Source organism: Pseudomonas sp. S3_C06 (assembly GCF_054667675.1).
In genome coordinates this window covers 3,804,998-3,818,001 of record NZ_CP162747.1, presented here as the reverse complement: position 1 = coordinate 3,818,001, position 13,004 = coordinate 3,804,998, and the positions used below count along the sequence as shown (strand labels likewise).

Genomic DNA, 13,004 nt, shown 5'->3' with positions numbered 1-13,004 from the left:
ATCAGCTTTCCAGCCAGACGTCCCGCGCCCAGTGCCACACCGATTCCCAGGACTCTTCGGTGATCAGCTCTTCTTCGCCGGACCATAGCACCACGGTGCCGTCTTCTTCGACGCAGTAGTAGTTCTCACCGTCCTGGCAGATCGGGATCAGGTCACGTGGTACGCCGATGTCCCACGCATTGGCCGCGACATCCGGCAAATAGGTGTGCGATTGCGGGTCGGTGACAGTCACCGGCTCGAGGCTGCCGTAAACCACGTCGCTGACGGTCAGCAAAAATTCTTTGAAGACGAACGGAATATTGATGAACAGTTCTTCTTCGACTTCCACCAGTTGGTCTTCGTCAGGCAATTCCAAAGGAACCGGCACGGGTTCGTTGGCTTCACGCAGTTGTTCGATGATTTCTTCCACGTCCGGGATCCTCTTGCTTGAATGGCGCGGTTTATATGGGCCGGTTTATACAGTAGCTCGCTATAGATGCAACCGCGAAATAGAAAACCCCAGCCGAGGCTGGGGTTTTTATTACCGCAAGTTAAGCGTAGTGAGGGATCAGCCGTTCTGGCGGATACCGGCAACCAGCCAAGGCTGGTTCTCGCCCTGCGGACGTTCCATGTTCCAGCTTTCGCTGAACACTTCGCCCTGATCGAAGCGCGAAGACTTCGACACACCGCTGAAGGTCAGGGTGGCGATGGTCTTGTCGGCACGGTCATCCACGCCATCCAGTTGTACCTGGAGGTTGTCGATGTAGGTCGACTGGAACGCATCGCCCAGATCCGCACGCTCACGCTTGAGGAACTCGAGCATTTGCGGGGTCACGAACTCGGCGATCTTGTCCATTTCGTTGGCGTCCCAGTGCTGCTGCAGCGACTGGAAATGGCTGCGTGCAGCTTCAAGGAAGTTCTGCTCGTTGAACCAGGCTGGCGCGTTGATCACCGGACGAGCGGCAGCAGGCGCAGCCGAACCGCCGAAAATCGAACCCATGGCAGCAGGCTTCTGCTCGAACGCTTCACGCTGCATCGGCGCGCCGGCCGGAGCGAATTGCTCCTGCTGCTTGCGTCGACGTGCGGCAATGAAGCGGAAGATCACGAATGCGATCACAGCCATGATCAGGATGTCGAAGATCTGCATGCCCTGGAAGCCGCCGCCCATGAACATGGAAGCGAGCAGGCCACCAGCGGCGATACCGGCCAGAGGGCCGAGCCATTTCGAAGCACCACCGGCCTTGGCGGCAGCGCCTGCGGCACCGGCAGCACCAGCGGTCGCAGCAGCGCCGCCGACACCTGGAGAAGAAGGAGCCATCTGGCTGGTCTGGTGCGTCGGCGCAGCGCCGGCGCTTTTGCCACCACCAAAGCGCTTGGCGTTGGCGTCGAGGCTCATCGTCAGGCCGATGCACAACGCCATGGCGATGCTAAGAAAACGTTTCATAAAGGGAATTCCCGTTTGTGGAGACACGCGCGCCATGTTGCACAGCTGAAGTGTTACTGGCTAGCGAGAGAGTGTTTCGGGCTTTTGCCTGACAGGTCGCGTTCAGCTTCGCGAGGCAATCAGCCTATGTACTTTTGTCTGTAGGAAAAGGAGATAGGTTCAGCGGGATTGTTGGTCAGAACCCCGAACCCTGTGGGAGCGAGCCAGCTTGAGAAAGCCCCATCGCGGTCTATCAGATCAACCGCGATGACTTCATTCGCGAGCAGGCTCGCTCTCACAGAAAAGCAAAACCGGCGTCAGATCGCTTCCAGCTTGGCGTAGCCGAGCATCAGCCACTTGCTGCCTTCGCTGAAGTTCACCTGCACCCGCGCCTGCGCACCGGCGCCCTCAAAGTTGAGGATCACACCGTCGCCAAAGATCGAATGGCGTACCGCCTGACCGAGGCTGAAACCCGTTTCCGGAATCTCGCTGCCGCTGAACAGATTGCTGCCGCTCATCGACTGATTGCCGCCGAACGGACGGCTGACGCTGTTCGACAAGCGCACTTCCTGAATCAGGCCTTTCGGCACTTCACGTACGAAACGCGAGACCTTGTTGTAGGTTTCGCTGCCGTACAGACGTCGGGTTTCCGCATAGGTCATTACCAGATTCTGCATCGCCCGGGTAATGCCGACGTAGGCCAGGCGGCGTTCTTCCTCAAGACGTCCTGGTTCTTCCAGGCTCATCTTGTGGGGGAACAGGCCTTCTTCCATGCCCACGAGGAACACGTAAGGGAATTCCAGGCCTTTGGCGCTGTGCAGGGTCATCAGCTGAATGCTGTCTTCATGCTCGTCGGCCTGGGTGTCGCCGGCCTCCAGCGAAGCATGGCCGAGGAACGCCGCCAGTGGCGTCAGTTCTTCGTCTTCTTCAGTGTTCTCGAAGTTGCGCGCGGCGCTGACCAGTTCCTCAAGGTTTTCTACCCGGGCCTGGCCTTTCTCGCCTTTTTCCGCTTCGTGATAAGCAATCAGGCCGGATTGCTCGATGACGGTTTGCGTCATCAGGTGCAGCGGCATTTCCATGCACTTGGCGGCGAGGTTTTCGATCAGTTCGATAAACGCACCCAGGGCACCGGCCGCACGACCGGTCAGGCCTTTGTTGGCGACCAGTTGGCGCATCGCTTCCCACATCGACACATCGCTGTGGCGCGCGTGATCACGGATGGCTTCGACGGTCTTTTCGCCGATGCCACGGGCGGGCACGTTGATCACCCGTTCCAGCGCTGCATCGTTGCCGCGGCCTTCGAGCAACCGCAGGTAAGCCATGGCGTTCTTGATTTCCGCACGTTCGAAGAAGCGCTGGCCGCCGTAGATGCGGTAAGGAATACGTTCGCGCAGCAAAGCTTCTTCCAGAACGCGTGATTGGGCGTTGGAGCGGTACAAAATCGCGATATCGCTGCGCGCCAGGCCGGTTTTCAGCGCGCTTTCGATGGTTTCGACAACGTAGCGCGCTTCGTCGTGTTCGTTGAACGCGGCGTACAGATTGATCGCTTCGCCATCACCGCCGTCGGTCCACAGCTCTTTGCCGAGACGACCGGTGTTATTGGCGATCAAGGCGTTGGCAGCCTTGAGGATACCGGCGGTGGAGCGGTAGTTCTGCTCCAGACGAATGGTCACCGAATCCGGGAAGTCAGAGGAGTACTGATGAATGTTCTCGATCTTCGCGCCGCGCCAGCCGTAAATCGACTGGTCGTCGTCGCCGACCACCATCAGGCTGTCGCCGCCCTTGCCGAGCAGGCGCAACCAGGCGTACTGCACGGCGTTGGTATCCTGGAACTCGTCCACCAGAATGTGGCGGAAGCGCTTCTGGTAGTGCGCCAACAGGCCCGGATGATCGCGCCACAAGTCGAGTGCGCGCAGCAGCAGTTCGGAGAAGTCGATGACGCCGGCACGCTGGCACGCCGCCTCGTAGGCTTCGTAAATGCCGCGCATGGTCGCCAGATACAGATCGCCGCTGGCCTGAATGTGTTGCGGACGCAGACCTTCGTCTTTCTGGCCGTTGATGAACCACTGTGCCTGACGGGCCGGCCAGCGTTGTTCGTCCAGACCCAGCTCGCGGATCACCCGCTTGACCAGCCGTTGCTGGTCGTCGCTGTCGAGAATCTGGAAGGTCTGGCTCAGGCCCGCTTCCTGCCAGTGCGCCCGCAGCAAGCGGTGCGCGAGGCCGTGGAAGGTGCCGACCCACATGCCGGCCGGGTTGATCCCCAGCAACTGCTCGATGCGATGACGCATCTCGGCAGCGGCCTTGTTGGTGAAGGTCACCGACAGGATGGAGTGGGGCGAGGCGTTTTCGACCTGGATCAACCAGGCGATACGGTGCACCAGCACTCGGGTTTTACCGGAACCGGCGCCGGCCAGGACCAACTGACGGCCAACGGGGGCTGCTACGGCCTGGCGTTGGGCATCGTTGAGGGAATTCAGCAGAAGGGAGAGATCATCGCGCATCGGGGCATTCTAGGGCGCGCCGCAGGCCCGGGCAAACCGAGCTTTGCATTAGCCGATGAAACTCCTGTCGATGACGACCGGTCGGTCACTGCCTACAGGCATCGGCCCGCCGCGCTCCAAGGGTTTGGCCGGTGGCAAAGGACGGAAAAGTTTCACTGAAATTATGATCTGGGGCAGTTTGGCAACGGGATCGGCTTGTGTATGCTCCGTCCACGTTTCGGGCGCACGCCCTCCTTATAAGAACAAGAACGTTGCCCATGACCCTCAGCGCCGAACTGTCGGGCCCCTCCGTGGAACCCCGGGTTATCCGCAAGCACTATGCCGTCGAAATGGCGGTCGAGCGCACGCGCCTGCTGTATCAGGGCTCGTTATTGCCCACCCTGTTCATGTTGATCAATGGTCTGGTCTGCGCCGCTTTGCTCTGGAGCCCGCAGCGCTACTTTGTGGTCAGCGTCTGGCTGGTGTGGTTGCTGTCGCTGGTGGCGTTGCGGGTGATTCAGGTCGCAGCATTCGACTCGGCAATCCCTGACCGGCAGGCACAACCGATCTGGCGGCGGATGTTTCTGCTGGGTTCGACCATGACCGGCCTGACTCTGGCCGGCGCCGGAATTGCGCTGGTGCCCGCCGATAATTTCATGCAACAAGCCTGGGTGTTCGGCCTGATCGGCGCCGCGACTCTGTCGGCCAGCGTTGCCTACGCGGTGAGCCTGCCGGCGTTCCTGTCGTTTACCTTGCCCTGTCTGTTGCCGGCGATCGGCTATCTGTTCTGGGGCGGCGACGAGCAGGCGCGTGGCTGGGGCTGGCTCGGGCTGATTCTGCTTGGCTCGCTGAGTGTGGTCGCGTGGCAGGTCAATCGCCTGATCGATCGCGGCTTGCTGCGGCGCTTTCAGAATCAGCACTTGATCGAACACCTGCAACAGACGCAATCGCGCAGCGAGCAGCTCAATCAGGAACTGGCCAGGGAAATCGATCAGCGCCGCTGCGCCGAGGGCAAATTGCGCGAAGCCCAGGTAGAACTCGAAAACCGCGTCGCCCAGCGCAGCCGCGAGCTGGACGCGGCCAATCAGGCCTTGAGCAAAAGCGAGGCACGGCTGGCACTGGCGCTGAAAGCCAGTGAGTTGGGTCTGTGGGACTGGAACCTGCAAACCGACGAAGTCCACCACACGCAGATTCAGGAACTGTTCGGCCTCGCTCCGGAATACGTCACGGCGCTCCTGCGCGACCTCAAGCCGCGTCTGCATCCCGACGATGTGCCGACGTTGAAATACGCGTTGATCGAGCATTTGAAGGGGCGCACCGAGGACTACCAGATCGAATACCGCGTGCGTCACAGCGATGGCCATTGGGTGTGGATTGAGGACCGTGGCCGCGCGGTCGAGCGCAGCGACAGCGGCCGAGTCATCCGCATGGTCGGCACCCGCCGCGACATCAGTGCCAGTAAAAGCCTCGAAGAGCAGCAACGCCTGGCAGCGACGGTGTTTGAGGCGGCCAGTGAGGGCATCGTCATTCTCGATCCGAACTACGCGCTGATTGCGATCAATCAGGCGTTCAGCCGGGTCACCGGTTACGACATCGAGGACATGCTCGGGCGCAACGTCGTCGAGCTGCCATGCAGCCGCGACGCCCGCCGCCATTACGTGGCGATCCGTCATGCACTCGAGCAGCATGGCAGTTGGCAGGGCGAACTGGTGGAGACGCGCAAGAACGGCGAGTTGTACCCGCAGTGGCTGCAACTGAATGCGGTGCGCGATGGTCGGGGAAATGTCAGCCATATCGTCGGCTTCTTCGCCGATCTTTCAGCGCGACGCGAATCCGAAGAGCGCATGCGTTACCTGACCCATTACGACGAACTGACTGGGTTGGCCAACCGCTCACTGTTCCGCGAACGCCTGCATGAAGCGCATCAGCGCTCCCGTCAGGGCCGGCGCAGTCTGGCGCTGCTGCACATCAATCTTGATCGTTTCAAATTGCTTAACGACAGTCTTGGCCATGAGATTGCCGACCAGTTACTGCAGAAAATGGCGCGCCGCTTGGTCAACGCCTTGCCAGAAGCCGACACCATCGCCCGCTTGTCCGGTGATGAGTTTGCAGTGCTGTTCGATGCCTATGGCAACCTGTCGAGTCTGGCCCGGGTCGCCACGCGCCTGTCGAGCAAATTGCGCCTGCCTCTGACGGTCGAAGGGCATGAACTGGTGGTCAGCGCCTCGATGGGCATCAGCATGCTGCCGGACAATGCCCGGGAGATTTCTGCGTTGGTCAGTCAATCGAACATGGCCATGCAACACGCCAAGCACTTGGGCGGCAACAACTTCCAGTTTTACACCGACAGCCTTCAGGCCAGCACCCTTGAGCGCTTGCAACTGGAAAACCAGCTGCGCAAGGCCATTGAAGACAAGCAACTGAAAGTGTTCTATCAGCCCAAACTGTGTCTGGAAACAGGGCGCTTGAATGCGGCGGAAGCGCTGGTGCGCTGGGATCATCCGACCATGGGCCGAGTACCGCCGGGGGACTTCATCGGGCTGGCCGAGGAGACCGGTCTGATCGGCCCGATCGGCGAATTCGTCCTGCGTCAGGCGTGCTGGCAGGCCTGCGAATGGCAGCGTCAGGGCCTTGCGCCGATCCGTGTTTCGGTGAACCTGTCGGTGCATCAATTGCGGCAGGGCAAGCTGGTCAGTCTGGTGCGCCAGGTGCTCGAGGAAACCGGGCTGGCGCCGCACTACCTCGAGCTGGAGCTGACCGAAAGCCAGTTGCTCGATAGCGTCGAACATATCATCGCGACCTTCCAGCAGTTGCGTGATCTGGGGGTGAAACTGGCCATCGATGACTTCGGCACCGGCTATTCGTCGCTGAGTTACCTCAAGCGCATTCCGGTGGATTACGTGAAGATCGATCAGGCCTTCATTCGCGGGTTGGGTGAGGGCAGTGAAGACGCGGCGATCACCCGCGCAATCATTGCCATGGCGCATGGCTTGTCGCTGAAGGTGGTCGCCGAAGGCGTCGAGCGGCAAGAGCAGCTGGAATTTTTACGCGCCGAGCGTTGTGATGAAGTTCAGGGTTATCTGATCAGCCGGCCCGTGGAGGCTGACAGTCTGGCCGGGCTTTTGCGCGATCAGGAAAAACCGCTTTAAGGGCTACATGCACCTCATCGCGCCTGATATGGGGACATGGAGTTACGCATTGAGCAGGCAAAAAGCCAATTCATGTAGTATAACTACAAGCATGCTACATCCTTGCCCATAAGAAGAGTCTAGCCCCTTGAATCTGCTGCAACACATCGCCCAGTCACGTCACCTGTTACGCAAGTCGGAGCTCAAGGTCGCCGACCACGTGCTGCTTGACCCTGCGGCGGTGATGCACAGTTCCATGGCCGACCTGGCCCACAGCGTCGGCATCAGCGAGCCGACCATCGTGCGCTTCTGTCGCGCCATCGGCTGCTCCGGTTTTCAGGATCTCAAACTGAAGTTAGCGCAAAGCCTCGCGGCCGGTGCCAGCTTCGGCCAGTTTGCGATCCATGAAGACGACTCGGTCGCCGATTACAGCCTGAAGATTTTCGACACCACGTTGCACACCTTGATGGAGGTTCGCGAGAAACTCGATCCGATTGAGCTGCAGCGCGCGGTGACGTTGATGTCGCAGGCGCAGCGGGTCGAGTTCTATGGCTTCGGCGCCTCGGGTGCAGTGGCGGCGGATGCGCAGCACAAGTTCTTCCGTTTGCTGCTGACCGCGGCGGCGTATTCCGATCCGCACATGCAGGCGATGTCGGCGGTGACCCTGAAACCGACCGATGTGGCGATCTGTATTTCCCAGTCCGGGCGTTCCAAGGATCTGCTGATCACTGCCAATCTGGTGCGCGAGAGCGGCGCTTCGCTGATTACCTTGTGCCCGAGTCAGACGCCCCTAGCCGAATTGTCGACGGTCAATCTGGCGATCGATGTGCACGAAGACACGGAAATCTATACGCCGCTGACTTCGCGCATTGCGCACCTGGTGGTAATCGATGTGTTGGCGATGGGCGTGGCCATGGCGCGCGGGCCGAGCCTGGTCAATCACCTCAAGAGCGTGAAGCGCAGTCTGCGTAGCTTGCGCTTGTCGCCGAAAGCCGCCAAAGCGCTGGATGACTGAAGCCATCTAAGTTCGTTCCAACCTCATTCGCGAGCAGGCTCGCTCCCACAGGGGATCTCCGAGGTACACAAATTCTGTGTCATACCGAGATCAAATGTGGGAGCGAGCCTGCTCGCGATAGCGTCCTCAAAAACACCACAACCCTTCGCAAGTTTCATCGCACTGTCATCCTCGCGCAGCCAAACCGTCATCCCCGCCGCCTATCGTGAAACTCCCGTCATCGCCTTGGGAGACTCGAAATGGCTCAGCCCTACGAAGAACGCAACAGCGCCGCGAAAACCCGTCGTCAGCAGGAAGACCAGCGTCGCATGGAATTTCGCCGCGCTATCGAAGATCGCTTCGAACTCCGTCAGCTTCAAGCCGAAATCGGCGACTTTCCCGAGATCACTCACTGGCAGGCAGCACCCGCAGCTTCCCGTCGAAGCGCTCAACCAGCGCGCTGATCTGCACGCGCTCGCTACGGATAAACGCAAGGAAGGCGTGCGCCACCGGTGACAAGCGTTTGGCTTTCGCTTGCACCAGGCACCAGCTACGCAGCAGCGGCAATTCCTCGACCGGCAGCTCGACGAGCCCACCGGTCGCCAGCTCCAGGTTCAGGGCGTGGCGCGTCAACAGCGCCAGGCCCAAACCCGCCTGCACACATTCACGCTGCGCTTCGGCCGAGGCCACTTCCTGGGTCTGGGTGAAGTGCACGCGTTTCTCTTTGAAATACTCCTCGCAGGCCAGTCGCGTCCCCGAGCCGGGCTCGCGGATCAGCAGCGTGTAAGGCTCAAGATCCTGCAAACGCAGCGGGCCCATGTGCGCCAACGGATGATCCGGACGCGCCACGGCAACAATCGGATTGTTGAGGAACGGCAAAAACTCAAGCCCCATGTCCTGCGGCACCATCGACATGATCACCAGATCATCGCGGTTATCCGAAAGCCTGCGGATCACCTGGCCACGGTTGACCACGGTCAGTTGCAGATTCACTTCCGGGTGCTGGCGCTTGAACGCGGCAAACAGATGCGGCACGAAGTATTTGGCGCTGGATTCCACTGCCAGTTTCAGCTGACCTTGCAGTGAACCCTGCATGTCCGACAGCTGCATATCGAGGTTTTCCAGGCGTCCGAAGATGTCCCGACTGGCGCGCTGGAGTGCTTCGGCAGCCTCGGTCATGTAGAGTTTTTTGCCGACATAATCGAATAATGGCTGCCCGATCAGCTCTTCGAGCTGACGAATCTGTAGGCTGACGGCCGGTTGCGTGAGAGACATTTCCTCGGCTGCGCGGCTGTAGGAGCGTAAGTCGCACACCTCGTTGAAGATCTGCAACTGACGTAATGTCATACGCATCAAGGACTTACGCATTTATCAATGGCTCTGGCGGCGGGCTTGTCGTTTAACTATAAGTCTTTACTTATGCCTGACCCAATTTTTATTCATTTTTGTTAATCCCTCATGAGCGCTAGTGTGGACCTGCGACTAAATTGAAACATTTGGTCACGCGTCGACCTGGGTCTAGCAGGTCGTGGTGCCACCGGCTCAAGGGAACCTCCAAGTGATAACAAAGATCCTGATCGCCAACCGTGGTGAGATTGCCGTACGAATCGTGCGAGCCTGCGCCGAAATGGGCATTCGCTCGGTTGCGATTTTCTCCGACGCCGACCGCCATGCACTTCATGTGAAGCGTGCGGACGAGGCCCATAGCATCGGTGCCGAGCCACTGGCCGGTTACCTGAACCCGCGCAAGCTGGTGAACCTCGCCGTCGAAACCGGTTGCGATGCACTGCATCCCGGTTACGGTTTCCTCTCGGAAAACGCCGAGCTGGCTGATATCTGCGCCGAGCGCGGGATCAAATTCATTGGCCCGTCGGCAGAAGTCATCCGCCGCATGGGCGACAAGACCGAAGCGCGCCGCAGCATGATCAAGGCGGGCGTACCGGTGACGCCGGGCACCGAAGGCAACGTGGCCGACATCGAAGAGGCCTTGGCCGAGGGCGACCGTATCGGTTACCCGGTGATGCTCAAAGCCACTTCCGGTGGTGGTGGTCGCGGTATCCGTCGCTGCAACAGCCGCGAAGAACTTGAACAGAATTTCCCTCGGGTGATTTCCGAAGCGACCAAGGCGTTCGGTTCTGCCGAAGTGTTCCTGGAAAAATGCATCGTCAATCCGAAGCACATCGAAGCGCAGATCCTTGGCGACAGCTTTGGCAATGTCGTGCACCTGTTCGAGCGTGACTGCTCGATCCAGCGGCGCAACCAGAAGCTCATCGAAATCGCCCCGAGCCCGCAACTGACCCCGGAACAGCGCGCCTACATCGGCGACCTGTCGGTGCGTGCGGCCAAGGCTGTCGGTTACGAGAACGCCGGCACCGTGGAGTTTCTGCTCGCCGAGGGCGAGGTGTACTTCATGGAGATGAACACCCGGGTGCAGGTGGAGCACACCATCACCGAAGAAATCACCGGGATCGACATCGTCCGCGAACAGATTCGCATCGCCTCCGGCCTGCCGTTGTCGGTGAAGCAGGAAGACATTCAGCACCGTGGTTTCGCGTTGCAGTTCCGCATCAACGCCGAAGATCCGAAAAACAACTTCCTGCCGAGCTTCGGCAAGATCACCCGTTATTACGCCCCCGGCGGACCGGGTGTGCGCACCGACACAGCGATCTACACCGGCTACACCATTCCGCCGTTCTACGACTCGATGTGCCTGAAGCTGGTGGTCTGGGCACTGACTTGGGAAGAGGCGATGGACCGTGGCCTGCGTGCGCTGGACGACATGCGTCTGCAGGGCGTGAAGACCACCGCCGCGTACTACCAGGAAATCCTGCGCAACCCGGAATTCCGTAGCGGCCAGTTCAATACCAGCTTCGTTGAAAGCCACCCGGAACTGACCAACTACTCGATCAAGCGCAAACCCGAAGAGCTGGCCCTGGCCATCGCCGCCGCCATCGCCGCCCACGCAGGCCTATGAATGAAACAGCTGCGAGCTTTTAGCTGCAAGCGGCAAGTAAAAGCAGATTGGCTTTTTCTTGCAACTGGTAGCTTTGAGCTTGCCGCTATGAGGAGATACCAATGACTAAGAAGATCTTCGTAACCGATACCATCCTGCGCGACGCTCACCAATCGCTGCTCGCCACCCGCATGCGCACCGAAGACATGCTGCCAATCTGCGACAAGCTCGACAAAGTCGGCTACTGGTCGCTGGAATGCTGGGGCGGCGCGACGTTCGACGCCTGCGTACGCTTTCTGAAAGAAGACCCGTGGGAGCGTCTGCGCCAACTGCGCGCGGCACTGCCTAACACCCGCCTGCAAATGCTCCTGCGCGGGCAGAACCTGCTCGGCTACCGCCACTACAGCGACGACGTAGTCAAAGCCTTCGTCGCCAAGGCTGCGGTGAATGGCATCGACGTTTTCCGCATCTTCGATGCAATGAACGACGTGCGTAACCTGCGCGTGGCCATCGAAGCGGTGAAGGCTGCCGGCAAACATGCCCAGGGCACCATCGCTTACACCACCAGTCCTGTGCACACCATCGATGCGTTCGTGGCACAAGCCAAGCAGATGGAAGCCATGGGTTGCGACTCGGTGGCGATCAAGGACATGGCCGGTTTGCTGACCCCATACGCCACCGGTGAGCTGGTGCGTGCGTTGAAAGCCGAGCAGTCGCTGCCGGTGTTCATTCATTCCCACGACACCGCCGGTCTGGCGACCATGTGCCAGCTCAAGGCGATCGAAAACGGCGCCGATCACATCGACACCGCGATCTCCAGCTTCGCTTCGGGCACCAGCCACCCAGGTACCGAATCGATGGTCGCTGCACTCAAGGGCACCGAGTACGACACCGGCCTGAACCTCGAGCTGCTGCAAGAGATCGGCCTGTACTTCTACGCCGTCCGTAAGAAGTACCACCAGTTCGAAAGCGAATTCACCGCCGTCGACACCCGCGTGCAAGTCAACCAGGTGCCGGGCGGGATGATCTCCAACCTCGCCAACCAGTTGAAAGAGCAGGGCGCACTCAACCGTATGGCCGAAGTACTCGCGGAAATTCCGCGTGTGCGTGAAGACCTCGGCTTCCCGCCACTGGTGACCCCGACTTCGCAGATCGTCGGCACCCAAGCGTTCTTCAACGTTTTGGCCGGCGAGCGCTACAAGACCATCACCAACGAAGTGAAGCTCTACCTGCAGGGCGGCTACGGCAAAGCGCCGGGCGTGGTCAACGAGAAGCTGCGTCGTCAGGCGATCGGCAGTGAAGAAGTCATCGACGTGCGTCCGGCCGATCTGCTCAAGCCGGAAATGACCAAGCTGCGCGCGGACATCGGCGCATTGGCCAAGTCGGAAGAAGACGTACTGACCTTCGCCATGTTCCCGGACATCGGCCGCAAATTCCTCGAAGAGCGTGCCGCTGGCACCCTGACGCCGGAAGTGCTGCTGCCGATTCCGGAAGCGGGCGGTGTGACCAAGGCTGGCGGCGAAGGCGTGCCGACCGAGTTCGTCATCGACGTTCACGGCGAAACCTACCGCGTCGACATCACTGGTGTCGGCGTCAAGGCTGAAGGCAAGCGTCACTTCTACCTGTCCATCGACGGCATGCCGGAAGAAGTGGTGTTCGAACCGCTCAACGAATTCGTCGGCGGTGGCAGCAGCAAGCGCAAACAAGCGTCGGCCCCGGGTCACGTCAGCACCACCATGCCAGGCAACATCGTCGATGTGCTGGTCAAGGAGGGCGACACCGTCAAGGCGGGCCAGGCGGTGCTGATCACCGAAGCGATGAAGATGGAAACCGAAGTCCAGGCCGCGATTGCCGGCAAGGTCACCGCCATTCATGTGGCCAAGGGTGATCGGGTCAATCCGGGCGAAATCCTGATCGAGATCGAAGGCTGAGATAACGGCCGCGATCCAACGCTTTAAACCTCGGGGGGGCATGTGCTCCCCTTTTTTTTGCGTTTTTTAACCCTGTAGGAGCTGCCGAAGGCTGCGATCTTTCGATGTTGTTTGCA

At 60.0% G+C, this 13,004-nt stretch carries 9 protein-coding genes; 5 read left to right on the top strand and 4 right to left on the bottom strand.

Annotation, left to right across the window (positions count from 1 at the left end; translation table 11 throughout):
* Window position 1: 1 nt before the first annotated feature.
* The 3 genes from AB4N44_RS17030 to uvrD all read right to left on the bottom strand — a co-directional run bounded on the left by AB4N44_RS17030 (window position 2) and on the right by uvrD (window position 3,903).
* A complete protein-coding gene (locus tag AB4N44_RS17030; protein ID WP_008078852.1) occupies window positions 2-409 on the bottom strand; it encodes an SMI1/KNR4 family protein in 408 nt (135 codons plus the stop codon).
* Window positions 410-547: 138 nt separating this feature from the next.
* A complete protein-coding gene (locus AB4N44_RS17025; protein ID WP_127930292.1) occupies window positions 548-1,423 on the bottom strand; it encodes a Tim44 domain-containing protein in 876 nt (291 codons plus the stop codon).
* 296 nt (window positions 1,424-1,719) lie between these two features.
* Window positions 1,720-3,903, bottom strand: a complete 2,184-nt coding sequence (uvrD, locus tag AB4N44_RS17020) for a DNA helicase II (RefSeq protein WP_003229685.1) — start codon at window positions 3,901-3,903, stop codon at window positions 1,720-1,722.
* 257 nt (window positions 3,904-4,160) lie between these two features.
* Between uvrD and AB4N44_RS17015 the strand changes: the two genes are divergently transcribed.
* The 3 genes from AB4N44_RS17015 to AB4N44_RS17005 all read left to right on the top strand — a co-directional run bounded on the left by AB4N44_RS17015 (window position 4,161) and on the right by AB4N44_RS17005 (window position 8,468).
* Window positions 4,161-7,031 (top strand): putative bifunctional diguanylate cyclase/phosphodiesterase, encoded by a 2,871-nt coding sequence (locus tag AB4N44_RS17015; RefSeq protein WP_455805959.1) that lies wholly within the window; start codon window positions 4,161-4,163, stop codon window positions 7,029-7,031.
* A gap of 127 nt (window positions 7,032-7,158) precedes the next feature.
* Window positions 7,159-8,025 (top strand): transcriptional regulator HexR, encoded by an 867-nt coding sequence (hexR, locus tag AB4N44_RS17010; protein WP_008078846.1) that lies wholly within the window; start codon window positions 7,159-7,161, stop codon window positions 8,023-8,025.
* Window positions 8,026-8,264: 239 nt separating this feature from the next.
* A complete protein-coding gene (locus AB4N44_RS17005) occupies window positions 8,265-8,468 on the top strand; it encodes a PA3496 family putative envelope integrity protein (protein ID WP_008078845.1) in 204 nt (67 codons plus the stop codon).
* Here AB4N44_RS17005 and AB4N44_RS17000 read toward each other — a convergent pair.
* The gene (locus tag AB4N44_RS17000; protein WP_016984010.1) at window positions 8,410-9,372 is read right to left on the bottom strand and encodes a LysR family transcriptional regulator; all 963 of its coding nucleotides are present in this window, start codon (window positions 9,370-9,372) and stop codon (window positions 8,410-8,412) included. The two genes, AB4N44_RS17005 and AB4N44_RS17000, sit on opposite strands and share 59 nt — an antisense overlap.
* 190 nt (window positions 9,373-9,562) lie before the next feature.
* On the opposite strand from AB4N44_RS17000, the gene AB4N44_RS16995 reads away from it, so the two are divergent.
* Window positions 9,563-10,978, top strand: a complete 1,416-nt coding sequence (locus tag AB4N44_RS16995) for an acetyl-CoA carboxylase biotin carboxylase subunit (protein ID WP_025112637.1) — start codon at window positions 9,563-9,565, stop codon at window positions 10,976-10,978.
* 101 nt (window positions 10,979-11,079) lie between these two features.
* The gene (gene oadA, locus AB4N44_RS16990; protein ID WP_077575109.1) at window positions 11,080-12,888 is read left to right on the top strand and encodes a sodium-extruding oxaloacetate decarboxylase subunit alpha; all 1,809 of its coding nucleotides are present in this window, start codon (window positions 11,080-11,082) and stop codon (window positions 12,886-12,888) included.
* Window positions 12,889-13,004 lie beyond the last annotated feature (116 nt).